25 protein-coding genes are annotated in these 26,584 nt (G+C 63.5%); 15 read left to right on the top strand and 10 right to left on the bottom strand.

The annotated features are described in order from the left end of the window. The coding region (locus AC5ZG1_RS37020; RefSeq protein WP_496135703.1) for a helix-turn-helix domain-containing protein at positions 1 to 116 on the bottom strand (116 nt) is incomplete at its 3' end. A gap of 141 nt (positions 117 to 257) precedes the next feature. On the opposite strand from AC5ZG1_RS37020, the gene AC5ZG1_RS37015 reads away from it, so the two are divergent. Continuing rightward, positions 258 to 1,508: an FAD-dependent oxidoreductase gene (locus AC5ZG1_RS37015; protein ID WP_496135836.1), complete on the top strand. Its 1,251-nt coding sequence runs from the start codon at positions 258 to 260 to the stop codon at positions 1,506 to 1,508. 1 nt (position 1,509) lies between these two features. Here AC5ZG1_RS37015 and AC5ZG1_RS37010 read toward each other — a convergent pair whose 3' ends face one another. The 4 genes from AC5ZG1_RS37010 to AC5ZG1_RS36995 all read right to left on the bottom strand — a co-directional run bounded on the left by AC5ZG1_RS37010 (position 1,510) and on the right by AC5ZG1_RS36995 (position 6,011). After that, positions 1,510 to 2,280, bottom strand: a complete 771-nt coding sequence (locus AC5ZG1_RS37010; protein ID WP_496135835.1) for an SDR family NAD(P)-dependent oxidoreductase — start codon at positions 2,278 to 2,280, stop codon at positions 1,510 to 1,512. 167 nt (positions 2,281 to 2,447) lie between these two features. After that, positions 2,448 to 3,230: an outer membrane protein gene (locus tag AC5ZG1_RS37005; protein ID WP_130228027.1), complete on the bottom strand. Its 783-nt coding sequence runs from the start codon at positions 3,228 to 3,230 to the stop codon at positions 2,448 to 2,450. A gap of 216 nt (positions 3,231 to 3,446) precedes the next feature. Further along, complete coding sequence (parE, locus tag AC5ZG1_RS37000; protein WP_496135834.1) at positions 3,447 to 5,504, bottom strand: DNA topoisomerase IV subunit B; 2,058 nt, start codon at positions 5,502 to 5,504, stop codon at positions 3,447 to 3,449. Positions 5,505 to 5,642: 138 nt separating this feature from the next. Beyond that, a complete protein-coding gene (locus AC5ZG1_RS36995; RefSeq protein WP_130228042.1) occupies positions 5,643 to 6,011 on the bottom strand; it encodes a hypothetical protein in 369 nt (122 codons plus the stop codon). A gap of 178 nt (positions 6,012 to 6,189) precedes the next feature. Between AC5ZG1_RS36995 and AC5ZG1_RS36990 the strand changes: the two genes are divergently transcribed. The 6 genes from AC5ZG1_RS36990 to AC5ZG1_RS36965 all read left to right on the top strand — a co-directional run bounded on the left by AC5ZG1_RS36990 (position 6,190) and on the right by AC5ZG1_RS36965 (position 12,245). Continuing rightward, the gene (locus tag AC5ZG1_RS36990) at positions 6,190 to 6,720 is read left to right on the top strand and encodes a DedA family protein (RefSeq protein ID WP_130228029.1); all 531 of its coding nucleotides are present in this window, start codon (positions 6,190 to 6,192) and stop codon (positions 6,718 to 6,720) included. A gap of 129 nt (positions 6,721 to 6,849) precedes the next feature. Next, on the top strand, positions 6,850 to 7,839 hold the full coding sequence (locus tag AC5ZG1_RS36985; protein ID WP_496135833.1) for an MBL fold metallo-hydrolase: 990 nt from the start codon (positions 6,850 to 6,852) through the stop codon (positions 7,837 to 7,839). Between the two features lie 333 nt (positions 7,840 to 8,172). After that, positions 8,173 to 8,838: an FMN-binding negative transcriptional regulator gene (locus tag AC5ZG1_RS36980; RefSeq protein WP_496135832.1), complete on the top strand. Its 666-nt coding sequence runs from the start codon at positions 8,173 to 8,175 to the stop codon at positions 8,836 to 8,838. Continuing rightward, positions 8,835 to 9,815, top strand: coding sequence for an N-acetyl-gamma-glutamyl-phosphate reductase (gene argC / locus AC5ZG1_RS36975; protein WP_496135831.1), 981 nt, complete (start codon positions 8,835 to 8,837; stop codon positions 9,813 to 9,815). Before AC5ZG1_RS36980 ends, argC begins: the two co-directional genes overlap by 4 nt. A 434-nt stretch (positions 9,816 to 10,249) precedes the next feature. Further along, entirely contained in the window at positions 10,250 to 11,218 is a 969-nt protein-coding gene (locus AC5ZG1_RS36970; RefSeq protein ID WP_496135830.1) for an ABC transporter substrate-binding protein, read from the top strand. A gap of 37 nt (positions 11,219 to 11,255) precedes the next feature. After that, a complete protein-coding gene (locus AC5ZG1_RS36965) occupies positions 11,256 to 12,245 on the top strand; it encodes an isopenicillin N synthase family dioxygenase (protein ID WP_496135829.1) in 990 nt (329 codons plus the stop codon). Between the two features lie 10 nt (positions 12,246 to 12,255). Here AC5ZG1_RS36965 and AC5ZG1_RS36960 read toward each other — a convergent pair whose 3' ends face one another. Together AC5ZG1_RS36960 and AC5ZG1_RS36955 are read right to left on the bottom strand one after the other, a co-directional pair. After that, positions 12,256 to 12,654 carry an MAPEG family protein gene (locus AC5ZG1_RS36960; RefSeq protein WP_456641546.1) on the bottom strand — a complete coding sequence of 133 codons (399 nt, stop codon included), beginning with the start codon at positions 12,652 to 12,654 and terminating at the stop codon, positions 12,256 to 12,258. A gap of 94 nt (positions 12,655 to 12,748) precedes the next feature. Continuing rightward, positions 12,749 to 14,554, bottom strand: coding sequence for a PHA/PHB synthase family protein (locus tag AC5ZG1_RS36955; RefSeq protein WP_496135828.1), 1,806 nt, complete (start codon positions 14,552 to 14,554; stop codon positions 12,749 to 12,751). A 275-nt stretch (positions 14,555 to 14,829) separates the two neighbouring features. On the opposite strand from AC5ZG1_RS36955, the gene AC5ZG1_RS36950 reads away from it, so the two are divergent. The 5 genes from AC5ZG1_RS36950 to AC5ZG1_RS36930 all read left to right on the top strand — a co-directional run bounded on the left by AC5ZG1_RS36950 (position 14,830) and on the right by AC5ZG1_RS36930 (position 19,761). After that, positions 14,830 to 15,114, top strand: coding sequence for a hypothetical protein (locus AC5ZG1_RS36950; protein WP_496135827.1), 285 nt, complete (start codon positions 14,830 to 14,832; stop codon positions 15,112 to 15,114). 212 nt (positions 15,115 to 15,326) lie between these two features. Then, positions 15,327 to 16,547 carry an LL-diaminopimelate aminotransferase gene (locus tag AC5ZG1_RS36945; protein ID WP_130228036.1) on the top strand — a complete coding sequence of 407 codons (1,221 nt, stop codon included), beginning with the start codon at positions 15,327 to 15,329 and terminating at the stop codon, positions 16,545 to 16,547. Positions 16,548 to 16,571: 24 nt separating this feature from the next. Beyond that, complete coding sequence (locus AC5ZG1_RS36940) at positions 16,572 to 17,888, top strand: homoserine dehydrogenase (protein WP_456641549.1); 1,317 nt, start codon at positions 16,572 to 16,574, stop codon at positions 17,886 to 17,888. A 75-nt stretch (positions 17,889 to 17,963) separates the two neighbouring features. Continuing rightward, positions 17,964 to 18,962, top strand: coding sequence for a class II fructose-bisphosphatase (glpX, locus tag AC5ZG1_RS36935; RefSeq protein ID WP_456641550.1), 999 nt, complete (start codon positions 17,964 to 17,966; stop codon positions 18,960 to 18,962). Positions 18,963 to 19,041: 79 nt separating this feature from the next. Next, positions 19,042 to 19,761 (top strand): haloacid dehalogenase type II, encoded by a 720-nt coding sequence (locus AC5ZG1_RS36930; protein WP_456641551.1) that lies wholly within the window; start codon positions 19,042 to 19,044, stop codon positions 19,759 to 19,761. A 170-nt stretch (positions 19,762 to 19,931) separates the two neighbouring features. Here AC5ZG1_RS36930 and AC5ZG1_RS36925 read toward each other — a convergent pair whose 3' ends face one another. Further along, positions 19,932 to 21,026 (bottom strand): methyl-accepting chemotaxis protein, encoded by a 1,095-nt coding sequence (locus AC5ZG1_RS36925; RefSeq protein ID WP_028167851.1) that lies wholly within the window; start codon positions 21,024 to 21,026, stop codon positions 19,932 to 19,934. Between the two features lie 362 nt (positions 21,027 to 21,388). On the opposite strand from AC5ZG1_RS36925, the gene recJ reads away from it, so the two are divergent. Next, entirely contained in the window at positions 21,389 to 23,230 is a 1,842-nt protein-coding gene (gene recJ / locus AC5ZG1_RS36920) for a single-stranded-DNA-specific exonuclease RecJ (protein WP_496135839.1), read from the top strand. Positions 23,231 to 23,251: 21 nt separating this feature from the next. Further along, the gene (locus tag AC5ZG1_RS36915) at positions 23,252 to 24,061 is read left to right on the top strand and encodes an SDR family NAD(P)-dependent oxidoreductase (protein ID WP_496135826.1); all 810 of its coding nucleotides are present in this window, start codon (positions 23,252 to 23,254) and stop codon (positions 24,059 to 24,061) included. Between the two features lie 90 nt (positions 24,062 to 24,151). Here the strand turns inward: AC5ZG1_RS36915 and AC5ZG1_RS36910 are convergent, their stop codons facing one another. Both AC5ZG1_RS36910 and AC5ZG1_RS36905 read right to left on the bottom strand, forming a co-directional pair. Beyond that, positions 24,152 to 25,381, bottom strand: a complete 1,230-nt coding sequence (locus AC5ZG1_RS36910; RefSeq protein ID WP_496135825.1) for a lytic murein transglycosylase — start codon at positions 25,379 to 25,381, stop codon at positions 24,152 to 24,154. Between the two features lie 56 nt (positions 25,382 to 25,437). Next, the gene (locus tag AC5ZG1_RS36905; RefSeq protein ID WP_496135824.1) at positions 25,438 to 26,013 is read right to left on the bottom strand and encodes a MarR family winged helix-turn-helix transcriptional regulator; all 576 of its coding nucleotides are present in this window, start codon (positions 26,011 to 26,013) and stop codon (positions 25,438 to 25,440) included. Positions 26,014 to 26,063: 50 nt separating this feature from the next. Between AC5ZG1_RS36905 and AC5ZG1_RS36900 the strand changes: the two genes are divergently transcribed. Continuing rightward, entirely contained in the window at positions 26,064 to 26,540 is a 477-nt protein-coding gene (locus AC5ZG1_RS36900; protein ID WP_496135823.1) for a carboxymuconolactone decarboxylase family protein, read from the top strand. Positions 26,541 to 26,584 lie beyond the last annotated feature (44 nt).

Genomic DNA, 26,584 nt, shown 5'->3' with positions numbered 1-26,584 from the left:
ATGGCAGTGCTGACGGCGATCCCGAACTGCTCGGCCGCCTCATGGCACGACAGCCCTCCACTCACAACCGCCGCAACGACCCGCTTCCTCAAATCCAAAGAGTAAGGCTTGCCCATCCATGCCGGCCTCCAGCCCAGCCAGCATGGGGAATCAGAAACCGCCTGATTTGGGAATCCCAAATCGATTCAAGCTAACTTCATTCCGCTTTAGTCGTCTGATTGGCGCTATAGTTCAAGCCGGGTCTCGACGAGGGCATCATGAGCGCAAGCGTATCGCAGCATCCGTCGGTGCGCAGGATGAAAGTGCGCTGCTGCATCGTCGGCGGCGGGCCGGCGGGCATGATGCTTGGCTATCTCCTGGGCCGCGCCGGCGTCGATGTGGTGGTGCTGGAGAAGCATGCCGACTTCTTCCGCGACTTTCGCGGCGACACCGTGCATCCCTCGACCTTGCAGGTGATGGATGAACTCGGGCTGATCGACGGCTTCCTCAAGCTACCGCACCAGGAATTGCAGAAGCTCGAAGGGATGTTCGGCGGCACCAAGGTCCGGATCGCCGATCTCTCCCGCACGGACGCAAAATACCCGTTCATTGCTTTCATGCCGCAATGGGACTTTCTCAACTTCCTGCGCGAGAGCGGCAAGCGTTTCGCTTCATTGCAAGTGCTGATGAGCACGGAGGCGACCGATCTGATACGCAGTGGTGAAGGCGTTGCCGGCGTGAGGGCCAGGACGCCGGAGGGCGCGCTCGACATCGAGGCCGATCTGACGATTGCTTGCGACGGCCGTCACTCGACTGTGCGCGAGCGCGCCGGACTTGCGGTCGAGGAGATCGGCGCGCCCATGGACGTGTTGTGGTTTCGCGTCGGGCGGCGGCCGGACGAAAACGAGAACCTGTTCGCGCGGGTCGAGCCCGGCAAGATGATGGTCACGTTCAACCGAGGCGATTACTGGCAATGCGCCTATGTGATCGCCAAGGGACAATACGACGCGGTGAAGGCGAGGGGACTTCCGGCGCTGCTGGATGACGTGGTGCGGCTGGCGCCGATCCTGAAGTCCGGCATTTCCGACGTCAAAAGCTGGGACGACGTGAAGCTCCTGACGGTTGCGATTAACAGGCTAAAGCGCTGGACGCTGCCGGGGCTGCTGTGCATCGGCGACGCCGCGCATGCGATGTCGCCGGTCGGCGGCGTCGGCGTCAACCTGGCGGTGCAGGATGCGGTCGCGACCGCCAATCTGCTGGCGGCAAAGCTTGCGGGCGGCTGCCCGACCGAGGATGAACTCGACGCGGTACGCAAGCGGCGCGAATTTCCGATGAAGATGACGCAGACGATGCAGACCATCGTGCAGAACAGGATCATCAGCACGGCGCTGGGACCCGCCAATCAGCCAGTCAAGGTTCCGCTGGCGGTGCGGCTGGTCACGGTGATGCCCTGGTTGCAGGGCATCACCGCGCGCTTCGTCGGGATCGGCGTGCGTCCCGAACATGTGCAGTCGCCCGCGCTCTCCTGAATCAGCCCATGATCGAATAGCCGCCGTCGACGGGGATTGCGGTGCCGGTGATGAAATCGGAAGCCGGCGACGCGAGGAACACCGCGATCCCCGAGAGATCGTCGATATCGCCCCAGCGCGCCGCCGGCGTGCGCGCCAGCACCCGCTCATGCAGCCCGGCGATCTCGCTGCGGCCGCGCCGGGTCAGGTCGGTGTCGATCCAGCCGGGCAGGATCGCGTTGATCTGGATGTTATCGGCCGCCCAGGCGCAGGCACAGGAGCGCGTGAACTGCACGATGCCGCCTTTGCTCGCGGCATAGGCCGGCGTGAAGCTGGCGCCGAAGATCGACATCATCGAGCCGATATTGATGATCTTGCCGCCGCCGGCTTCTTTCATCGCCGGATGGACCGCCTGCGAGCATAGGAAGGCGCTGGTGAGGTTGGTCGCGATCACGCTGTCCCATTCGCCGATATCGAGCTCATGCGGCGGCTTGCGGATATTGATGCCGGCGTTGTTGACGAGGATATCGATTCGCCCGAACTCGGCTTTGACGCGCGCCACCATGTCGGCGACGGCTTTGCTGTCGGTGACATCGGCGGCGATCGCAACGGCCTTGCCGCCGCGCTGCTTAAGTTCGGCGACCGCGGCCGCCGACTTCTCTTCGTTGCGGCCGACGACGGCAATCGCAGCGCCGGCATCCGCCAGCCCGCGCGCCATCCCAAGCCCGATTCCACCATTGCCGCCGGTGACGATCGCAACCTTGCCAGTAAGGTCGAAGAGGGGCGTTCCCATTGTTGTTTTCCGCTTCTGTTGTCGAGATTGAGGGAAGATGCCGACTGGGGCGAGGCTTTGCCAGCCCCGGATGTCGCAGACGTGCCGGTCTTGCAACGAACCCCAGGCGCAAACGCAAAAAAAGCCCCGGGCGATGCCGGGGCTTCTGCCTGCCAGTTCAGCAGAGATCAGTACCTGCCGACGACCGGGGTACCCCAGTTGAAACGGTAGACGATCGAGGTGCTGATGGTCTGCACCCAAGGCTTGAAGGTCGTCGAAATTCCCGTCGGTGTGCCATCAAGGAACGATGAGGGCAGAGAGATGCGGTCGTAGAACGCGGAGCGATATTCGGTCTTCATGAACCAACCAGGTGCGCTGATGCCGAAGATATCGAGGTTGTTCTCAACGCCGCCACCGACGAACCAGCCGTCACGACGGAACGAAGGAGTGGTCGCACCGACCGGGTTTCCGGCGAGATCGGAAAGGGTCGTGCCCGACCATTCCGAACCCGAATAGCCGCCGTTGACATAGGAGTAGACATTCGGCGCAACCAGATAGCCGAGGCGCACACCGGCCGCATAGCTAGTCCGAAGCTTCACACGCCCCTCGACCTGGTCGATCGGGTCGGTCAACGAACCACGAAGGCTGCCGAACTGGCCGTCGGCGAACACGCCGGCAACCCACCGGCCGTTGAACTGCCAATCGTAGCCGATACCAACGGTACCGAACCAGCCGTCGCCGCCGAGCCGCGTGTCGCGCGACAGCGGAATCGCGCCAACGGTGGTTTGAACGTTGCTGTCAGCATCCCACAGACCGCCGCCGCCACCGCCGAAGACATAGAAGCCGGTCCAGTTATAGACGGGGGCCACCGGCGGCGGCGCCTTCGTATACGGCCGAGCGCCAAGATCAGCCGCCGAGGCCGACCCCGTCAGTGCTGCAACCGCCGCCACAGCGAGTGCCAATTTCTTCATGTTCAAATCCCCAACTTGCATGACGAGCGCCTGACGGCTGCGTCGATTCCATTCCGTAGCTGCACAAACTATAGCTATTTCAACCAGGAATGCTGTTGCGGGACAGGCACACTTGCCTGAAAACGCTTCGGTTCGTCTTCGGCCCGGAGCGGTGGGCGTGCCGCGGCAGGTTAAAAATCTGCCGCGCGTACAGAGGGTTATTCTGGAAAGCGATGGTTAGACGTCAAGCAGGTCGTCGCTGGCAAATTCAGCCTTGTCCGAAATGAAGGCGAACCGCGCCTCGGCCTTGGTGCCCATCAATCGCTCAACCGAATCGGCGGTGCCCTCGCGGTCATCGGCAAGCAGAACGACCCGCAGCAGGGTGCGCTTGGCCGGGTCCATCGTGGTTTCCTTGAGCTGCGCCGGCATCATCTCGCCCAGGCCTTTGAAGCGGTTGACCTCGACCTTGGCGTTGGCATTGAACTCGCTCTTGATCAGCGCATCCTTGTGCGCGTCATCGCGGGCATAGACCGATTTGGAGCCGTGAGTGAGCTTGTAGAGCGGCGGTACCGCCAGATAGAGGTGCCCTTCGTCGATCAGCCGCGGCATCTGGCGGTAAAAGAAGGTGATCAGCAGCGACGCGATATGGGCGCCGTCGACGTCGGCGTCGGTCATGATGACGATGCGCTGATACCGCAGGTCCTCTTCGCGATAATGCGCACCGGTGCCACAGCCGATCGCCTGCACAAGGTCGCTGAGTTGGACATTGCCCATCAGCTTGTCCTTGCCGGCAGAGGCGACGTTGAGGATCTTGCCGCGCAGCGGCAGCACGGCCTGCGTCTTGCGATCGCGCGCCTGCTTGGCGCTGCCGCCGGCTGAGTCGCCCTCGACGATGAAGAGTTCGGAACCTGCAAGTCCGGCGTCGGTACAATCGGCGAGCTTGCCGGGCAGGCGAGCCTTTTTGCCGGCGGTCTTGCGTGCAACCTCTTTCTCCTGGCGGCGGCGCAGCCGTTCCTCGGCGCGTTCGACCACAAAATCAAGCAACCTGTTGGCCTGCACCGGATTGCCCGACAGCCAGTGATCGAACGGATCCTTGATGGCCTGCTCAACGATGCGCTGGGCCTCCGCGGTGGCCAGCCGGTCCTTGGTCTGGCCCTGGAACTCCGGCTCGCGCACGAACACGCTGAGCATCACCGCGGCGCCGACCATGACGTCTTCCGAGGTGACCGATGCAGCCCGCTTGCCCTGGCCGACGCGCTCGGCGTGATCCTTCAGGCCGCGCAGCAGCGCGCTCCGCATGCCGGATTCATGGGTGCCGCCATCGGGGGTCGGAACGGTGTTGCAGTAGGAGGACAGGAAGCCGTCGGCGTCCGCCGTCCAGGCCACCGCCCATTCGCAGGCGCCGTGGGCGCCGTTGCGGCCCGACTTGCCGGAGAAGATGTCCGGATGCACCAGCGTGTCGGCATGGATCGCGGCGGCGAGGTAATCCTTCAGGCCGCCGGGGAAGTGGAAGGTTGCCTCCGCCGGCACATCCTCGACGCCCTTCAGGAGTTCCTGGTCGCAATGCCAACGGATCTCGACGCCGCCGAACAGATACGCTTTGGAGCGCGTCATCTTGAACAGGCGCTGCGGTTTGAATGTGGCCTTGGCGCCAAAGATGTCGGTATCGGGCTTGAAGCGGATGCGCGTGCCGCGGCGGTTGCTGACCTTGCCGAGGTCTTCGAGCTTGCCCTTCGGATGGCCGCGCTCAAACGTCATGCGGTGGAGCTTCTGGCCGCGCGCCACCTCGACCTCAAGCCGCGAGGAGAGGGCGTTGACCACGGAAACGCCGACGCCGTGCAGGCCGCCCGAGGTCTCGTAGACCTTGGAGTCGAACTTGCCGCCCGAATGCAGCGTGCACATGATGACTTCGAGCGCGGATTTCTTCGGGAATTTCGGGTGCGGATCGACCGGAATGCCGCGGCCGTTGTCGGTGACCGTCAGGAAACCATCCGCGGTCAACTCCACCTCGATGAAGGTGGCGTGCCCCGCCAGCGCCTCGTCCATGGAGTTGTCGATGATTTCGGCGAACAGATGGTGGAGCGCCTTTTCGTCGGTGCCGCCGATATACATGCCGGGCCGCCGGCGGACCGGTTCCAGCCCTTCGAGCACCTCGATATCAGCAGCGGTATAGTCAGCCTCAGCGGAACCCGACCGCGCAGCGACCTTCAGCGGCGCCCGGCCCTTGGGTTCGGCACCGGCGAACAGGTCGTCATTGGATTTGGTTTTTGCAACGGGTTTCAGCGATTTGGACATGGCTCTTCATAGATTGCGCAAACAGCGCGCAGCGAATCAGTCACTCTGACTATGACACGGATAGGCTTAAAAAGTGACCGCCGGGCAGCGGCAATCGATGCCTCGCCCGGCGGTCACAGAATAGATAGGGACTCTCGATCAGGCGCGCGAGGTGCGGAACACGATCAGAGCAAACAGGGCCATGGAGCCGACCACCAGCAATGAGCCCACGACCGGAGCGATCTCGAAAGAGGATCCCTTAAGGAGCACGATGGCCACGCCCGCGGGGAACAAGATCGCGCCCAGAATGTGCATCCAGCCCTGGATCCGGGCCAGCATCGTCGCCCCCGCGGCCGGAATCAGGTGGTAATAGAGCCCAAACAGGAACAAAAGCACGCCGCCGACGAGATTGAGATGGGCATGCGCCGGCGCCAAAGTGAAGTTTTGCTGGATACCCATGGCGATGCCGCCCAGCATTCCGAGCAGCAGAACGACAGCACTCACGCACATCATCAACGATCCAATCATCAAAAACCCTCATCTTGTGGGAAAACGCCGCGGCCATGGGGCCGGGAACTGAAATCACGCCGCTTCCTTCGGCTTTGTGACTTGATTGTCACGCAAGGGGCTGGCTTACCTGTCCTTAGGCTATGAGCCCGCAGAAAGGTTCAAGCCACCTGAGCGGGGCGGGGAAGGCGTTCATTATATGGAAGAATTTGCGCGTGCCGTGGCCGATTTCGTGCGCGACCACCAGGCTTGGGCCGCGCCAATCGTCCTCGTGCTGGCGTTCGGCGAGTCGCTCGCCTTTGTTTCGTTGCTGATCCCAGCCTGGGGTGCGCTTGTCGCGATCGGTGCGCTGATCGGGGTGAGCGGTATTAGTTTCTGGCCGGTCTGGATCGCCGGCGGCATCGGCGCGGCGCTCGGCGACTGGGTCTCCTATTGGTTCGGCTACCGCTACAAGGAAAAGGTCGCGCAGATGTGGCCGCTATCGCGCTACCCGGAGATCCTGCCGCGCGGCGAAGCCTTCGTACGCAAATGGGGCGTGCCCAGCATCTTCATTGGCCGCTTCTTTGGACCCTTGCGTGCCTCGGTTCCGCTCGCGGCCGGTATCTTCGAGATGTCATATTGGCCATTCCAGATCGCCAATTTCATCTCCGCGCTGGTGTGGTCGGCGGTGCTGCTGCTGTTCGGGGACGTGATGGCGCGCATCGCCGAGTGGTTGTGGCGAACGGTGTGAGACGTGGAATAAGCGCCTCAGGCGGGGGTTAGCTCCGTCGATACTGGGCGCTCCATTTTCCGGTAGATTGGGTCCTTGCAGGAAGCCAACGCGGAAATACCGCGACCATCGTTTCAGTGGGAGAGCATCATGGAAATCACACGTCGTCATGCCCTCGCGGGCGCAGCCGCTATTGCTGCTGCGCCACTGTTGCCGAACGTTTCCGCACAGGCCGCGGCGCCACTCGCGGACAAACAGGCGCCGAGCTTCTACCGCTACAAGGTCGGTGACATCCAGGTCACCGTGGTGTCCGACGGCAAGAACGTCTTCAAGCTGGAAGACTCCTTCATCACCAATGCGAAGAAGGAGGAAGTGAACGCGGCACTGGAAAAGGCGTTCCTGCCGCGTGACGTCTTCACGATCCATTTCGCCCCGCTCGTGATCAACAGCGGCGGCAAGCTCATCGTTCTCGACACCGGCAACGGCCCTACTGCCAAGGTCAACAGCAAGGGCGCCAACGGATTGTTCATCGACAACATGACGGCTGCGGGATTCGATCCCAAGGCGGTCGACATGGTCGTGATCTCCCACTTCCACGGCGATCATGTGAATGGCCTCTTGACGGCGGACGGCACGCCGGCGTTTCCGAACGCCGAGGTGCTGGTGCCTGCGGTGGAATGGAAGTTCTGGATGGACGATGGCGAGATGAGCCGCGCTCCGGCCGGTCGCATGCAGGGTCTTTTCAAGAACAACCGCAGCATCTTCGAGGCGAGCCTTCAGAAGAAGGTGACGCCCTACGAATGGGGCAAGGAGGTCGCGCCGGGACTGCTCGCGGTCGAGACCGCTGGCCACACTACGGGCCACACCTCCTACGTGTTGTCGTCCGGCTCGGGTAAGGTGTTCATCCAGTCCGACGTCACCAACAATCCGAATCCGTTCGCGACCAATCCGGGCTGGCACGCCTTCTTCGATCAGGACGCCGACATGGCCGAGAAGACCCGTCGCCGGGTCTACGACATGGTGGCCGCCGAGAAGCTGCAATTGCAGGGCTTCCACTATCCGTTCCCCGGCCTCGCCAATATCGAGAAGGACGGCAATGGCTACCGGGTGATCCCGGCGCCGTGGAATCCGGTGATCTGAATTGGTCCCACGCTCGTCATTCCGGGGCGCGCGCCTTTAGCGCGCGAACCTGGAAGCTGGAGGTTGCGGCGCGCGATTCCGGGTTGGACGCTACCGCGTCGCCCCGGAATGACGGCGTTGCGCCTTGACGATCAGGCCCCACGCCCCTATAGCCTCACGCATGATCCACGTTGCGACCAATTCCATCGCCCGCCGCCGCCGCGCTTGCGCGGTGTGGGCGGTCGTCTGCGTTTAAGATCATCGCCTCTGCCGCCGGATCACCTCCCGCGGCATCTTTCCTCAAAAAAGAAACGCGGTCGGTCTGGCGGCTCCTAGCCATCTCCGGAGTTCGACATGTATACGCCACCGCCGTTCAAGCCCGACCGCGCCGCAAGTCTCGCCTTTGCGGAAGCGCGCGGGTTCGGCCTTGTCTGCGCCTGGGACGGCGCCAAGCCGATCGCTTCGTCGCTGCCGTTCTATCTGTCCTATGCTGCCGACGGGACGCCGCGCGCGGTGTTTCATCTTGCCCGTCACAATCCGCTGATAAAGCTTGCGGGGACTTCGTCCTGGCTGCTGGCCGTCACTGGAGCGGATGCCTATGTGTCGGCGGATTGGTACGTCTCGCGGGATCAGGTGCCGACCTGGCTCTATCAGGCTGTGCACCTGAGCGGTCCGGTGCGGCCGCTATCGGATGATGAGCTTGCGGTGCAGATCGATACGCTCAGCGCCAAGTTCGAGAACAGGCTGTTGCCGAAGAAGCCGTGGACGTCGGCGAAGATGACTGCCGCGCGGCTGGAGGCAATGAAGAAGGCAATCGTGGGCCTTGAGATGACGGTTGAAGAGGTCGAGGGTAGCTTCAAGCTCAACCAGCACAAATCCGAAACCGACTATGCAGCGGTGGCGGGCGCGCTCGCCTCGCAGACCGATGCCGGCGCGCAGCAGATTGCGCATCTGATGCGGAAAGCGCGGCCGCAAGCCTTTGCAAATGAACCGAACACGCTCGAAAGGAGCGAGCCATGAGCCTCTCTGACGTCAAGCCATCCCCGACCGTCGGCAGCTCCGCAAAGCCCGCCGTCTTCGTCGACGGTGCCAGCGGAACAACGGGCCTCGGCATCAATGAGCGGCTTCGGCTGCAAAACGACGTGGTGGTGAAGAGCATTGCCGAAGAAAAGCGCAAGGACGCAGGTGCCAAGCGCGCGCTGATGGAGGAGGTGGATCTGGTGATCCTCTGCCTGCCGGACGACGCCGCGAAGGAGACCGTAGCGCTGATCGACAGTATGGGCACAGCGGCCCCCCGCGTGCTCGACGCGTCGACGGCGTTCCGCGTCGCCAGCGACTGGGCGTACGGCTTTCCGGAGCTCGCCCCGGATCAGGCGGACAAGATCCGCACCGCCCGGAAGGTCTCCAACCCCGGCTGCTATCCGACTGGCGCGATCGCGCTGCTCCGCCCGCTGGTGGATGCTGGCGTCCTGCCGGCAGACTATCCGATCACCGTCAACGCCGTCAGCGGCTATTCCGGCGGCGGAAAGTCGATGATCGCAAGCTTCGAGGATGGCACCGCGCCAGCCTTCGAACTTTATGGTCTCGGCTTCGAGCACAAGCACGTGCCGGAGATGCAGCTCTACTCGCGGCTGACGCGCCGGCCGATCTTTGTGCCGTCGGTGGGCAACTACCGGCAGGGTATGCTGGTGTCAGTGCCGTTGCAGCTCGAGACGCTGCCGGGCAAGCCCGGCGCGGCCGACCTTCACGACGCGCTGGCGAAACGCTACGCCGGAAGCCGCTATGTCTCGGTCATGCCGCTTGAGAATGAGGCTGCCAAGAGCGGGCGGATCGAGCCCGAGGCGCTGAATGAGACCAATAGGCTCGAACTGTATGTCTTTGCCAGCGACAAGCACCATCAGGCGGTGCTGGTCGCGCGGCTCGACAACCTGGGCAAAGGTGCCTCGGGCGCGGCGGTGCAGAACATGCGGCTGATGCTGGGGCTCGCTGAGGCCTAAGCCTGAAGCGGGCGACACTGTTCCCGTCAGCGTGACCGCGTTGCGCACAGCGATGCGGTCACGATTCTGCCGGAGCGACATTGGACGATCGGCACAATAGGGACGCGCTCAAAGGCTCACCAGAAAACTGGATGAGGTCAGTTGCCGCAGATGAGGGCGCGCGCCCGCGATCCGATGGCTGTCGCGCACAGGACGCATCCTGTCTGCGTACGCTTTTTGCGAACACAATGCGCAAAAAATGATGCTCGTACGCAACGCTTTGCAGTGCAAGACTTCCTATTGCCTTGCAATCCAGTGGTCGCGAGCGCTCCGCAAACACGGAGATGAAGCTGGCTCGCAGGCTCAGCTTGCCGTTGTGGTGACGACGATGGCTACCCGACGGTCGGCTGAATCATTTCCAGTCCAAAGGGGCAGGCATGCGGACCGCTACACTCATGAAACAGTGCCTTGCTATCTGTGTGATGGCCTTGTCGGTCATGGGTTCGCCAGCCCAGGCGCTCGATAAGGTTGTTTACGGCCTAAACTGGGTGCCACAAGGGGAGCACTGCGGGTTCTTCCAGGCCCAGGCCAAGGGCTACTACAAGGACGCAGGCCTCGACGTCGAACTTCGTCCCGGCAATCCAAACGTCAATATGCCCCTCATGGTCGCTGCCGGCGAAATCGACATGGGCATGGGGTCGAGTTTCACAACGCTCAATCTGGTCAATCGGGGCGTTAAGGCCCGTACGGTCGCGGCATTTTTCCAGAAGGACCCGCAGACGCTGGTGGCTCATGCGGGCCAGGGCGTTTCCACCCTGCAGGACGTGAAGGACCGGCGGATCATGATCGGCCAGTTCTCACGAAACGAATTCTGGCAATTCCTGAAAGCCAAGTTCGGCTTCTCGGATGATCAACTGGCGGCCTACAGCTATTCGGCTGCGCCGTTTCTTGCCGATCCCAAGGCCGTGCAGCAAGGCTATATCACCGAAGACGCCTTGCTGCTCGGCAAGGCCTTGCCTGCACCGCCCGTATCGATCCTGCTTGCCGACTATGGCTACGACAATTATGCGACCACGATCTTCGCCACCGACGCCTATATTGAAGGTCATTCCAACACCGTTCAGGCCTTCGTCGATGCAACCCGAAAGGGGTTCGAAGAATGTATGACGGGTGACGCCGCACCGGCCATGAAAGCTATCCTCGCCGTCAATCCAACCGGGGGAGAGGAACTGTTCCGCTTCAAGCTCGATCAGATGCGCAAGCGCGAGCTTGTCCTTGGGGGCGATGCCGACAGGCTGGGGATTGGCGCCATGACCGACGAACGCTGGACCCGCTTCTTCGACACGCTCGCCACGGCAGGAGTCTATCCGAGAACGCTCGACGTGAGATCCGCCTACACGCTGCGATTCAGCAACACCAAATGACCGCTCGACCACCTGATCTGTTTGCCGAGAGATTTCGATGCCTCAGATGACTCTTCCCATCGTCGATATAGCCCCCTTCGTCCACGGTGACGATGCGGCCCGCCAGAAGGTCGGACTGGCGTTTGGTCATGCGTTCGAAAGTATCGGTTTCGCCGTTGTGGTCGGGCACGGGGTGCCGGAACAGCTCGCGAGCGACACCTATGGCGCTGTGAAGGATTATTTCGCGCAGTCCATGGCGACGAAGCTGCAGAATACGGCACCCGAGAAGACCAAGGGGCGCGGCTATCTGCCGATCGGAATCGAGAGTGTCGCCAAGACCCTGTCGGGCGAAACGCCGCCTGACCTGTGCGAGGCCCTGGTGTTTGCGGCTCCGCACCGGGAAGCCCACAGCGGCCGGCCGAATATATGGCCCGCCAGTCCGGTCGGGCTTCGAGACTTGGTTGAAGCCTGGTCGGCCGAGATTATGACGCTCGCCGCCCATCTCACGCGTCTTTCGGCGTTGGCCCTCGATCTGCCAGAAGACTATTTCGCGTCCTCGTATGCCGATCCATCGATCACGCTGCGCTTTGTGCATTATCCCGATCAGCCGCAACCGCCTGCGCCGGGTCAATTGCGCTATGGCGCCCATCATGACTACGGTGGCCTGACCATCCTGCGGCAGGACGAGGCGCCGGGCGGTCTCGAGGTCTGTGATCGCGACGGGACATGGAGCGAGGTTGGCGTCGTCCCGAACTCCTTCGTGATCAATGTCGGCGATCTGATGTCGCGATGGACCAATGGCCGCTGGCGCTCGACGCTGCATCGGGTATCCAACCCCGATCGCAGCCTCACAGGCTCGACCGCGCGCCTCTCCATGGTGGCCTTCACGGGACCGAACGAGTCGGCCGAAGTCGCCTGCCTCCCGACTTGCGTCGATGCGGAGCATCCCGCGCTGTACCAGCCCGTGTTGGCTGGCGACTACATTCGCGCCAAGCTGACGGCATCGATGGATTTGAGCGTGAAGCCCGAGGCCAGGCCACAGCCGTGAAGCACTGTAATCAGAACGCCCTGAAGATCGCCAGCGCGAGCACGGCTTGCGCGAGGAAGCCGATGACGAAGGCGAGGGTGCGGAACACCGGCAGGCCGAGCGTATAGACGATCAGGTGCGCGACGCGGGACCAGAAATAGACGGCGCAAGCGAGCACGGTCCATTTGGTCGAGTAGTCGATTGCGTTGAGGATCAAGACCAGCGGCGCGAAAATGATGAGGTTCTCGACCGCGTTGTCATGCGCGAACATCAGCCGGTTCGCCCAGTCGGCGTGAGGCTTGTCGTTGCGCGACGGATTGGCCATCGCGCCGGCGAGGCCGCGGACCTGGCAGCGGTTGATGGCGTAGGGAATCCACAATATTCCGGTCAGGATTACCGTCAGCGTCAGCCAGAACAGTTCGCGCGTCATTGGTTTCCCCTCGGTTGAGCTGCGTCCCGTCTGGAGCCTGATGGTTTTTCTGCTCCGATGGACGCTTGATTATACCGAAGCGGCGCGCCTCGCGCTATGCGCGAACCCGGACATAGCTGCCGGGAGCTTCTTCGATCGGTGGCAGTGCCTCCGAGCCGACCGCGCGCGCAGGCACTGTCTCGGCATCGATGCTTTCCAGCCATTCGCGCCAATCGGGCCACCACGATCCCGTGTGCTCTTTGGCGCTCTTCAGCCAGTCGGAAAGCTTGGCGTCCTTGATGTTGTCGTTGGTCCAGTACTGGTACTTGTTGGCCGCAGGCGGGTTGACCACGCCGGCGATATGGCCGGAGCCGGACAGCACATATTTCACCGGCCCGCCGAAGAATTGCGATCCGTACAGCACCGATTCGGCCGGCGCGATGTGATCCTCGCGGGTCGCGAGGTTGTAGACCGGCACCTTCACCTTGGAGAGATCGAGCAGCGTGTTGTCCAGCACCATGGTGCCGGAGGAAAGCCGGTTCTCCAGATAGCAGTTGCGCAGGTAATAGGAATGGTTCGCCGCCGGCATCCGCGTCGCGTCGGAGTTCCAGTGCAGCAGGTCGAACGAGGAGGGCGGCTGCCCCTTCAGGTAGTTGCTGACGACATAATTCCAGATCAGGTCGTTCGAGCGCAGCATGTTGAAGGCGATCGCCATCTTGCTGCCCTCGAGCACGCCACGCTGCTCCATGTCGCGCTCGAGCGCGGAAATCTGGTCCTCGTCGACGAACACTAGGAGGTCGCCGGCATGAGTGAAGTCGACCTGCGCGGCGAAGAACGTGGCCGAGGTGACCCGCACCCGGCGCTTCTCGGCGAGCCAGGCGAGCGTCGCGGCCAGCAGGGTGCCGCCGACGCAATAGCCGACGGTGTGAACCTTCATCTCGCCCGTCACCTTCTCGATGACGTCCATCGCGGTCAGCGGTCCTTCGGTCATGTAGTCGGAAAAGGTCTTCTTGCCGAGATCGCGATCGGGATTGACCCAGGAGATCACGAACACGGTCAGTCCCTGGTCGACGCACCATTTGATGAAGGACTTCTCGGGCCTGAGATCGAGGATGTAGTACTTGTTGATCCATGGCGGCACGATCAGGAGCGGTGTGCGCAGCACCGTCTCCGTGGTCGGCGAGTACTGGATCAACTGCATCAACTCGTTTTGATAGATCACCTTGCCCGGCGTGGTTGCCATGTTGACGCCGACCGCGAGGTTGGTCGGGTCGGACTGGCGGATCCGCAGCGTGCCGTGGCCGGCCTCGATGTCCTCCGCCAGCATCTTCATGCCGCGAACGAGGTTGTCGCCGTTGGTCTCCATCGTGGTGCGCAGCACTTCCGGATTGGTCAAAACGAAATTCGACGGCGCCAGCGCGTTGGTGATCTGCTGGACGTAGAACTCGGCCTTTTTGCGGGTGTGCGGGTCGATGCCCTCGGCGTTGCGTACCAGCTCCTGCGCCCATTGCGTGGTGAGCAGATAGAGCTGCAGGATGAAGTCGAAGAACTGGTTCGACCGCCATTCCGGGTCGGCGAAGCGCTTGTCGCGCGGTGCGGGATCAATCGCGGCCTTGGCTTCCTGGCCGGCCATGCGGCGGGCGGCTGAGCCGAACAGGTCGAGATAGGCCTTGCCAAGCTTGGTCTGCAGGTCAGCGGCCCGATCCTGGTCCGAGAGCCAGTATTCGGCGACCGCGGTGAAGGTCTTGATCACCTCCGCAAACTCGCCTCCCGCCTTGTCCTTGATGTCAGCGTTTTCGCGCGGCTTCAGATAGGCCGCAAGCGCCTGGCCGGAGCTCTCCAGCGCACGCGCAATGTTCATTGCGAAGGCTTCGCCGTCGAACTTCTTTGTGGCCTGGGTTTCGAGGGTAACGTCGCTCATGCAGTGGACACTATCGCTTCAATTGAGCCGCGTCATCGCGCGGTGCGGCAAGCAAGATGTAGGATTTCTCTAGGTTTTCGCATTGTTGCACTGCGACAAATTCCTCCCAGTTCCGACACATTGAAGCCGCATCAATCGGATTTGTTGTTCACGACTTAATCGTTTCGGGCGACAATGGTTTGAACGGTTAGGGCAGAGCCGAAGCGATTAGACGATTTGTCGCTGCAAAGCTCGTACCAGTGATTGGTTACCGGCAAGTGGGGACTTCCGGACGTATGCGTATCGATCGAATGAAAAGGCTGCTCGCGGTCGGCGCGCTGCTCGGGTGCGCGGTTGCGCTTGGCGGCTGCTCCACGTCGATCGCGGATCTTCCCGGCGTCGGGGTGCCAGCCGATGCCCCGGCGCGTCCGAAGGAGGCCAGCGGCTATCTTCCGGTGCACGATATGCCGCCGGATCGTGAGGAGGCGCCGATGAAGCCGGCGGAGCAGGCCAAGATCGAGGCCGAGCTGAAGGCCGCACGCGACCGCCAAGCCACGGCCGCACAAAGCGCCGGCAAGTGAAGCGGCAGCAAGCTAATCGCTGGCGCTGCCACCGCTACATGCTAAAAGAACCTCAATTCAACCGCATATCCGGTCGCCGAGCCCAGATTTTGCGTCTGGAAACGCTCTAAGTCATTGATTGGGCGTAATTTCCGGGCCAAACCGGGCTTGGTCTCGGCAAACCGCGTAAACGCGCGCGATTCTGCCGTGCCGGTCGTCGGAGCAAAGGGCCCATGGAAGAGTTCTATCGCATTCGCCGTCTGCCGCCTTACGTGTTCGAGAAGGTCAACCAGGCCAAGGCAGCGGCGCGTAATGCCGGGGCCGACATCATCGACATGGGCATGGGCAACCCGGACCTGTCGACGCCGCCCCATGTGCTCGAGAAGTTGAAGGAAACCCTCGGCAAGCCGCGGACCGACCGCTATTCGGCCTCGCGGGGCATCAACGGCCTTCGCAAGGCGCAGGCTGCGTATTACGCGCGGCGATTCGGCGTGAAGCTCAATCCGGACACCCAGGTGGTGGCGACGCTGGGCTCGAAGGAGGGCTTTGCCAATGTGGCGCAGGCGATCACCGCGCCCGGCGACGTCATCCTGTGCCCGAATCCGAGCTATCCGATCCATGCCTTCGGCTTCCTGATGGCGGGCGGGGTGATCCGCTCGGTGCCGTCGGAGCCGACGCCGCAATTCTTCGAGGCGGTGGAACGGGCGATCATCCATTCGATCCCGAAACCGCTCGCGCTCGTGGTCTGCTATCCCTCCAACCCGACGGCCTATGTCGCCGATCTCGACTTCTACAAAGACCTCGTCGCCTTTGCGAAGAAGCACGAGATATTCATCCTGTCGGATCTCGCTTACGCCGAAGTTTATTTCGACGACAACAATCCGCCGCCTTCGGTGCTGCAGGTGCCGGGCGCGATGGATGTCACCGTCGAATTCACCTCGATGTCGAAGACCTATTCGATGGCCGGCTGGCGCATGGGCTTTGCGGTCGGCAATGAGCGTATCATCGCGGCGCTGGCGCGGGTGAAATCCTATCTCGATTACGGCGCCTTCACGCCGATCCAGGTGGCCGCGACCGCGGCGCTGAACGGGCCGGACGACTGTATCCGCGAAATGCGCGAGACCTACCGCCGCCGGCGCGACACGCTGGTAGAGGCGTTCGGCCGCGCCGGCTGGGATATCCCGCCGCCGCAAGCTTCGATGTTCGCCTGGGCGCCGCTGCCGAAAGCGTTCGAGGATGTTGGCAGCATGCAGTTCGCAACCCTCTTGGTGGAGAAGTCCGGCGTGGTGGTGTCGCCTGGCGTTGCCTTCGGCGAGCACGGCGAAGGCTTTGTCCGCATCGCGATGGTGGAAAACGAGCAACGTATTCGCCAGGCCGCGCGCGGTGTGCGCCGCTTCCTTGAAAGCGGCATCGAAACGTTGCACAACGTGGTTCCTCTCGCCAACCGGCGTTAATCTCCTCCGGCAGGTCTGTTTGCAATGGTCGCACCGCTGAAAGTGGGCATAGCGGGGCTCGGCACCGTTGGCGCCGAAGTCGTCCGTCTTATTGAGCAGCAGGGTGCCGCCTTGGCGGCGCGCAGCGGCCGCGGCGTGCGCGTCGTCGCGGTCACCGCGCGTTCGAAGAAGAAGCGCGGACTCGATTTGCGCGGCATCGACTGGGCCGAAAGCCCGCAGGCGCTGGCCGAGGATTCCAATGTCGATTGCTTCGTCGAATTGATGGGGGGCGCCGATGATCCCGCCTTCTCGGCGATCGAGACTGCGCTGAAGGCCGGCAAGTCGGTGGTGACAGCCAACAAGGCGCTGATCGCCAAGCATGGGCTGCGGCTCGCCAAGGCCGCGGAGCAGCATGGCAGCGCACTGAATTACGAGGCCGCGGTCGGCGCGGCCATTCCCGTGATCAAGACGCTGCGCGAGGGGCTCTCCGGCACCAGCGTCAATCGCGTTTACGGCATCCTCAACGGCACCTGCAATTACATCCTGACGCGGATGGAGCATGAGGGACTGTCGTTTGAGGAATGTTTGAAGGACGCGCAGCGGCTCGGTTATGCCGAAGCCAATCCGTCCTTTGACGTCGACGGACACGACACCGCGCAAAAGCTCGCGATCCTGGCGAGCCTCGCCTTCGGGACCAAGGTCGCGCAAACCGCCGTCTATGTCGAAGGCATTTCCTCGATCACGCCCGAAGACCTGCGTGCGGCGGAGGAACTCGGATATCGCGTCAAGCTGCTCGGCGTTGCGGTGCGAACTGCAAAGGGCATCGAGCAGCGCGTGCATCCCACCATGGTGCCGAAATCTTCGTCGATTGCCCAAGTGATGGGCGTCACCAATGCGGTGACGATCGACGGTGAGGGCATTCCGCCGATCACACTGGTCGGGCCGGGCGCCGGCGGGGCGGCGACCGCGTCCGCCGTCGTTGCCGATATCGCCGACGTCGCGCGCGGTATCCGCGCAACGCCGTTTGGCCGGCCGGTCGACAGCCTGCGCGCGACGACAAAGGCGCCGATGGAGCGCCATGAGGGCGGGTATTACATCCGCCTTCTGGCCCGCGACCACGCCGGCACCGCCGCGACCATCGCAACGCGGCTTGCGGAACAGAAGATTTCGCTGGAATCGATCGTGCAGCGCCACCGCAATGACGGTGATGTTAACGGTTCGGCCAAAAAAGCTTCACCGGTTCCTGTCATTCTGATTACCTATGCGACCAGTGAAGATGCGGTTCACCGGGCGCTCAAGGCCGTGCAGCGCGACAGGGTCATCAGCGGTCGCCCGCAGGTGATCCGAATTGAGAAAAATTAGTGTGCGATAGCGAACGCCTTCTACGTTAGATGATTGAATGCGGGCGAGGGGCCCGAAGGCTGAAGGAGTGCAGAGATGTCGACCCATATTTCCGTCCCGCCGCAACTTTTGCTCGAGCGCATTCTCACGCTCGAAATCGTGCGGGTGACGGAGCGGGCGGCGGTGTCGGCCGCGCGGCTGCGCGGCCACGGCCAGGAGAAGGCGGCCGACCAGGCCGCGGTCGACGCGATGCGCCGCGAACTCAACAAATTGCCGATCGAGGGCACCATCGTGATCGGCGAGGGCGAGCGCGATGAGGCGCCGATGCTGTTCATCGGAGAAAAGGTCGGGCTCAATGCCGGGCCGAAGGTCGATATCGCCGTCGATCCGCTGGAAGGCACCACGCTCTGCGCGAAGAACATGCCGGGCGCGATCGCCACGATGGCGATGGCCGATGGCGGCACGCTGCTGCACGCGCCCGACGTCTACATGGAGAAGATCGCGATCGGTCCGGGCTACGACAAGAACGTGATCGAGCTTGACGCGTCGCCGGCCGACAACATCCAGCGGCTCGCCAGGGCCAAGGGCGTGCCGGCATCGGCGATCACAGCTCTGGTGCTCGACCGTCCGCGCCATGCCGACATCATCGCGAGCATCCGCTCGACTGGCGCCGCCGTGCGCCTGATCACCGACGGCGACGTGGCCGGCGTGATCCACACCACCAACCCGGACGAGACCGGCGTTGACATCTATATGGGCACCGGCGGTGCCCCCGAGGGCGTGCTGGCCGCGGCAGCGCTGCGCTGCATCGGCGGCCAGATGCAGTGCCGCCTGATCCTTGACAGCGAGGAGAAGCGCGAGCGTGCGCACAAGATGGGCATCACCGATCCGAAGATGATTTACGGCATCGAGGACATGGCGCGCGGCGACTGCTTGTTCGCCGCCACCGGCGTCACCACGGGCTCGCTGCTGACGGGCGTCAAGTTCAAGAAGGACACGATCGAGACCGAGACGGTGGTGATGCGCTCGGTCACCGGCACCGTGCGCTACATCAAGGCGGAGCACCGCCAGCTCGAGAAGTTCCATCTCGATTGAGGATACTCCTTCGTCATTCCGGGGCGATGCGAAGCATCGGACCCGGAATGACGGCGTCAGAAACAAACGGGAGGCGAGCATGGCCGATCTTTCGGCGGTGAAGGCGCTGGTGTTCGACGTGTTCGGCACCGTCGTCGACTGGCGCACCAGCCTGATCAACGACTTCACGAAGTGGGCGAAGACGCGCGGCATCGAAGCCAACTGGTCCGCGCTGGTTGACGGCTGGCGCGCGGTCTATGTCGCCTCGATGGACGAGGTGCGCAAACATCCCGAACGCGGCTATGTCATCCTCGACGTGCTGCACCGCCGCTCACTGGAGAAGCTGGTCGAGCAGCAGGGCATCAAGGGATTGACGGACGTCGACCTGCATTACCTCACCACGGGATGGCACCGCCTGCATCCCTGGCCCGACAGCGTAGCGGGGCTGGCGCGGCTGAAGGCGAAATACATCATCTCGCCGCTCTCGAACGGCAATGTCGCACTGCTGACCAACATGGCGAAGTTCGCAGGGCTGCCCTGGGACCTCGTTATGTCGGCAGAACTGTTCGAGCACTACAAGCCTGATCCCGAGACATATCTTGGCGCCGCGAAATTGCTGTGCCTGCCGCCGGAGCAGGTGATGATGGTGGCCGCGCACAACGGCGATCTCAAGCATGCGCAGCAGAACGGCCTGAAGACCGCCTTTGTGGCGCGTCCGACCGAATACGGCCCGCTGCAGAAGGTCGACTTCGAAGCAACCGGCGACTGGGATATCGTCGCCAAGGATTTCGGCGCGATCGCCGATCGGATGGGTTGCTAGCTGAGCAGCTCGTCGCGAAAAGCCAAGAAGAGCGCCACGCAGAAAGCCCTCAGCCTGAGGAGGCCGCGCAGCGGCCCTCTCGAGGGATGGGCCGCGGGCGAGATCGGGGCCTCATGGTTCGAGACGCGCTGGCGCTCCTCACCATGAGGGGACACCACACCGATCTAGGCCTAGGAAGCCGCCCCGCAGAGAATGACGCCGTACCAGCCGAGACCCTTGTAGGTCTCGTAGCCCGGCGTGGCGTGGAAGGCGACCAACGCGCCGGAGCGGTCGTGGTAGAAGCCGCTGCGCTGGCCGCCGAGTGACAGCGAGACGTGCTCGGTCAGAAGGCCCTTGCCGTCGGATGCCGCGATCACCCGGAAATGGGAATCGACCAGCAGCACGCGCGCTTTATCGGCGGCGCCGACGCGCACGCCCTGCACGATGGCGCGTGCCTGCGGCTCCCAGTCGAAATGGATCGCGAGCACGCCGGTCGGCTTGCCATGGGCCTTGCCGCCTTCGCGGACGCTGGCGCAATAGGTCGCGACTTGCGCGTTGCCGAGCAGCGGCTGGCACTCGACGTCGCCAGCGACATAGTCGTCGCCCGAGCGCAGGTCGCGCGCCTGGCGAAACCATTTTGTGGCCGCGACGTTCTGGCCGATCACCTTGAAGCGATCGGCGCGCCCGTTGGCGAGCACGTTGCCTTCGAGATCGCAAAGCCAGAGATCGAGGTAGACGGTGTACGCGGAAAGGATCACGCCCAGCCGCTCGGACGTGTGCGCGACCACCGCCGGTTGCGGTGACGCAGCGCAGTCGACGACGGCAGAATCGGTCGCCCACCAGCGCACATCGCAGGTGCGTTCATAGAGGTTGCGGTCGATCAGCTCGATCGCGTTCAGCGACAGGTCCACCATGCGCTCGCCGCGCGAGCGGTCGGTCATGCGCTCGATCGAGCTCATGAGACTGCCGGTGCGCCGCGTTAGTTGCGTCTCGAGCTCGCGCGCGATGGTCTCGACCTGCTGGCCGACGCCGCGCACTTCCTGCGCCACCACGGCAAAGCCCGCGCCTTGCGCGCCGGCGCGCGAGCTTTCGATCAGCGCATTCAGCGCCAGCATCTTCATCTGGTTGGTGATCTTCTGGATCGACCTGGTCTTCTCGCAGGCGATCTGATTGACCTCCGCGGTCAGCCGCGCGATCAGCGCCGAAATGTCGGATTCATCGTCGATGTCAGGCGAGACCGCCGATTCGCTCGCGATTGATTTCGCGCGCGGGAGCGCGATGGACATAGCCGGACTTCCCTTGCATTAAGCCTTTGACCGCTTCCTGCGGACGGAACGGAACCAAAAAATCGCACATCAAACACGCGTCCTTTTTCGGGGATTTCGGCTAACATCGGCTTAATTTTCCGAAATTGCCACCTATGTGGGACTGCACTTTATTTGGGCACTCCGCCGTTTCCCGTTGTGAATCCCTCTCCTGACACCGCCCGACGAAGGCCTCGACACCCCCGCAAGCCAATTCCGCAACGTCCGTCTCCTGCGAAAAGCGGGCAAAACCGCCTGGCAGCGCTTCGCGATCGCCCGCTCAGGGTCGAGGATGGCAGCTCTGATTCGCTCTCATGCGAGCGCCACTCGTCGTCGGGATCGTTATGACGCTGCAGACCGCCATCCTGCCCGTGGAGATGCCGCCGGCCTTTCTCGGCGTGGCGCGCTCGCTCACGGGCAAATTCTGGCGCGACCGTTTGGACGCGCGGGGAGCGGCGCGCGCGCTCGCGATCGCGCAGCGCCACCAACTGCCGGAAATGCTGGCGCGGGTGCTCGCGGGTCGCGACGTCGCGATCGATGATGTGCCGGATTTCCTCGATCCCACCATCCGCAAATTGATGCCGGATCCCTTCACCGTGACCGAGATGGAGGCCGCGGCAAGGCGGATCGCGGATGCGGCGATGCGTAATGAGAAGGTCGCGGTCTTCGGCGACTACGACGTCGACGGAGCAACCTCGGCGGCGCTGCTCACCTGGCACTTGCGGCATTGCGGGCTCGATCCGCTGATCCACATTCCCGACCGCCTGTTCGAGGGCTACGGCCCCAACAGGGAGGCCGTGCGCGCGCTTGCCGCCAAGGGCGCGACGTTGCTGGTCACCGTCGATTGCGGCACCACGAGCCTGGAGCCGCTGGCGGAGGCGCGGCGGCTCGGCATGTCCGTGGTCGTGATCGATCACCATCAATGCGGCGAGGTGCTGCCCGAGGTGGACGCACTGGTGAATCCCAACCGGCTCGACGATCTCTCCGGCCTTGGTCATCTCGCGGCCGTTGGCCTCGTGCTGGTGACGCTGGTCGCGGTGAACCGGGAATTGCGCCAGCGCGATTTCTGGACTTCGGAAATGCCGGAGCCGGATCTCTTGGGCATGCTGCATCACGTCGCGCTTGGAACGGTGGCTGACGTCGCGCCGCTGATTGGGCTCAACCGCGCTCTGGTCGCCAAGGGGCTGATCGCGCTGCGCCGGCGCGACCATGTCGGGCACACTGCGCTGATGGATGTGGCCCGGCTCAACGGCCCGCCGGAGGCCTGGCACCTCGGCTTCATGCTGGGACCGCGCATCAATGCGGGCGGGCGGATCGGGCGCGCCGACCTCGGCGTGCGGCTACTTCTGGAATCCGACCCCTCGGAGGCGGCACGGATCGCGGCCGAACTCGACCGCCTCAACAGCGAGCGGCGCGTCATTGAGCAGGCGGCCGAAGCGCAGGCCGAGGCGGAGGCGCTGGCCTCGCTCGGATTGGAGGACAAGGGCGCCGTCATCGTCACGGCCGCCGAGGGCTGGCATCCCGGCGTCGTCGGCCTCGTGGCCTCGCGCCTGAAGGAGAAATTTGGCAGGCCGGCCTTCGCCATCGCGCTCGAGCCGGGCGGCATCGGCACCGGCTCGGGTCGCTCGATCGGCGGCGTCGATCTCGGCAAGGCGGTGCGGCAGGCGGTGGCGGACGGCCTGCTGCTCAAGGGCGGCGGCCATGCGATGGCCGCAGGCGTAACGCTGCGAAAGGAGAAGCTCGCCGAGTTCCGCGCCTATCTGGAAAGCGTGCTCGCCGCCGACGTCGCCAATTCGCGTCACGAGAATGAATTGTTCATCGACGGCGCGGTGAGCGCTCGCGCCGTAGCGGTGGAATTTGCCGCGATGCTGAACCGCGCCGGCCCGTTCGGCAGCGGCAATCCGGAGCCGGTGATCGCGCTGCCGTCGCACCAGCTCGTCTATGCCGATGAAGTCGGACAGGCGCATCTGCGACTGCGCTTCAAATCGGGCGACGGCGCGATCGTGAACGGCATGGCCTTCCGTTCCGTCGGCCAAAAGCTCGGCAATGCGCTGATTCAAAATCGCGGCCAGCCGCTCCATGTCGCGGGCTCCCTTGCGATCGACCGTTGGCAAGGCAGCGAACGTGTGCAATTGCGTGTGCTCGACGTAGCGGTCCCCGATCAGGGGCCCGCGGTGATCAGATAAGAAAACAGTCGGGGAGAGCACATGGCAGGACAGGTGGAAGGCAAGGTGGCGCTGGTCACCGGCGGCGCCTCGGGCATTGGCGCGGCGGTCGCGGAATTGCTGGCGCAGGAGGGCGCCACGGTCGTAGCGACCGATATCGACGAGCTCAGGGGACCGGAGCTCGTTACCGGCGTCAACAAGGCCGGCGGCAAAACGGTGTTTCTGCAACAGGACGTCACCAGCGAGGCACGCTGGGCGGAGATTATCTCGGAGATCGAGAAACGGTTTGGCCGGCTCGATGTGCTGGTCTCCAATGCCGGTATCGGCATCTCCGTGCCGTCGATCACCGACATGACGCTCGCCGACTGGCGCCGGCAGACCGCGATCAATCTCGACGGCGTTTTCCTCTCGGTGAAATATTCTCTGCCGCTGATGCGCAGGAGCGGTGGCGGATCCGTCATCATGATGTCCTCGCTCGCGGGCCTGCGCGGCGCGGCGGGCCTTGCCGGATACTCCGCGACCAAAGGCGGCGTGCGGCTGCTTGCGAAGTCTGTCGCGATGGAATGCGCCGCTGCGGGAGACGGCATCCGCGTCAACTCGGTCCATCCCGGCATCATCGACACTCCGATCTGGAGCAAGATCCCGACGGAGGCGACGGGGAACCGTGCGAACGCGCCGATTGATCCCGAAGAACGTGCGAAGATTGCAACCCCGCTCGGCCGCGCCGGTCGGGCTGCGGAGATCGCCAGCGGCGTGCTGTATCTGGCCTCCGATGCGTCGCGCTACGTGACCGGGACTGAGCTTGTCATCGACGGCGGCATGAACGCGGGTGCGGTCGCGCGGCGACCATGACACCTGCGTCATTGCGAGCGCAGCGAAGCAATCCATCTCTCAACTCGCGGCGACGTGGATTGCTTCGCTGTGCTCGCAATGACGGTTGCGCTAATTCCCCTGCCGCAACCGCGCCAGCACCTTCAGGCCGCCATAACCGTCGGCCGGCAACAGGCTCATCTTGGTCTGATAATCCCGGATCGCCTTCATGGTGTCATTGCCGACGCGGCCGTCGGTGCCGCCGGTATCGAAGCCGGCCTTTGTCAGTCGCGTCTGCATTTCCTGCACCTCGGCGAGCGTCAGCGCCCGCTCGGAGCCGGGGAAGGGATGGATGAAGGGCGGCCCGCCGAGGATGCGGTCGCCGAGATGGCAGATCGCCAACGCATAGTTCATTGAGGGATTGTAGCTGCGCACGGCATAGAAATTCGGACCCAGCAGGAAGGCGGGGCCGCCCACGACCGGAATCCATAGCTGCGCCGATGCATTCGGCTGCGGGAACGGCTGGCCGTCCGCGCGGGTCACGCCGGCGCTGGCCCAGGCCGCGTAGGTGCGGCTGCCGCTCATGTTGCCATTGGCCCGCACTTCATAGCCCCAATGTTGCCCGCGGTGATATTTGCCGCGGTTGACGAGGTATTTCGCGGTCGATCCGAGTGCATCGTCCGGCCGGCCGAATGGCGAGACCTTGCCATCGCCGTCATAGTCGAAGCCGACATTGAGCCACACTTCCGGCATCCATTGCGAATGCCCCATGGCGCCGGCCCAGGAGCCGCGCATCTCCTCCGGCGTGCTCCAGCCGCGGTCGACGATCCTGAGCGCGTTGATCAGCTCGGTCTCCCAATAAGCCTTGCGACGCGGTTCGTTCCAGGCGAGCGCGGCAAGTGAAGGGAATACCGGCTTCATGTGGTTCTGCTGCACCAGCGGATCGCCGTAGGCGGATTCAACGCCCCACAGTGCCAACAGCGTGCCGCGCTCGACGCCAAAATCCTTCTCGATCCGCGCGAACAGCGCCTCGTTCTTCGTGAGCGCCTCACGGCCATTGATGATGCGCCAGTCGGAGACGCGACGGTTGATGTATTGCCAGATCTGTTCGTTGAATTCCGGCTGCTTCTGCATCTGCCGGAACACGCTCATGTCAGGCTCGATGCGGCCCATCACGCGGGTCCAGGTCGCCGCCGAGATTCCCTTGGCGAGCGCGCGGGCGCGGAAATTGTCGCGCCATTGGTCAAAGCCGGGTGGCGCGGCGAGCGCAGTGAACGGGCCGGCAAGTAGGGTGCCGGCCGCGATGCTGCCCTGCAGGAAAGCTCGGCGGGCGGGGGATTTCAAAGAATCAAGTTGCTTCATGCTGCCAATCTAGCGGCGCCATCCAAGGACACAAAAAGTCACATCGCCGCGGGAACCTAGCTATCCTGCAGCTCTGTGGCGATTTTGGACAGCCAGCGCCGCACGATCAGTTCTGCCCTGGGGTTGAGCCCCTTGGTCAGCCGCCGGTCCACGGCATGGGCGTGACGCCGGCATTTTTCCAGGAGCGCGGTTCCGCGCCTGGTCAGCGTCCATTGCAGGACGCGGCCGTGAACCGGATGCGGTGTCTTCCGGATCGCGCCATCGCGCTCGAGATTGCGGATGATGACGCCGACGGTCTGCGGCGTCAGCAGCGCCACCCGCGCGAGATCGGCGCCGGACAGCCCGGGATAGGCGCGCAGCATCGTCAGCACGACGAACTGTGGCGGGGTAACGCCGAGCTTTCCCAGCGCCCGCTCCATCGTCAGCCGCGTCGCCGCCTGGGCCTGCCGCAGGAGATAAGCGAGATAGCCTTGCTCGCCGCGCTTGCCTTGGCCGGGTGGTGGTGGGCGGATGATTGCAAGTGCCGGATCTGTCTCGGCGGGCGCTTTCCGGCTCCGAGTGGGATTTTTCGATTTTTCGATTTTTGATGTCTTACGAACCGTGCCGGTGGACCGTGCAGTCTTGCGCGCCATATCAGTGCTCTTATAATCTATCAGCATACTGATAACATGAGGCGAAACTGATGTCACACGCGAGAGCCGAATACGCTGACTTTCAGAAGCTTGCACCCGATGTCTACGATGCGGTGCGGGCGCTGGGTCAGATGGCGGCCAAGGCCGGGCTCGACAAGCAGCTACTTGAACTGGTCAAGCTGCGCGCCTCGCAGATCAACGGCTGTGCCTTCTGCGTGCAGTTTCATATCCTGCAGGCCGAGAGCCTCGGCATATCGGCCGACAAGCTCAACCTCGTCGTGGTCTGGCGCGAGGCCCCGCAATTTTCCGCGCGAGAACGCGCTGCGCTGGCATGGACCGAAGCGCTGACGAAACTCGGCGACGGCGTGAGCGACGAGGTTTATGCTGAAGCGCGCGCGGAATTCTCCGAGCCGGAACTGAGCTATCTCACCTCGGCGATCGCGGCGATCAACGTCTGGAACAGGTATGGCGTCGCCTATCGCTGGACGCCGCCGACACGGAAGCCGCCCGCGGTCAGCGCGTCGTGAATCCGAAGGCAAAGGGGGCGAATAACGTCTTTCTCCAAAGGAGA

It is taken from the genome of Bradyrhizobium sp. Leo78 (assembly GCF_059512425.1).
Note: the sequence above shows the minus strand (reverse complement) of the source record. Positions and strands in the feature narration are given on the sequence as shown.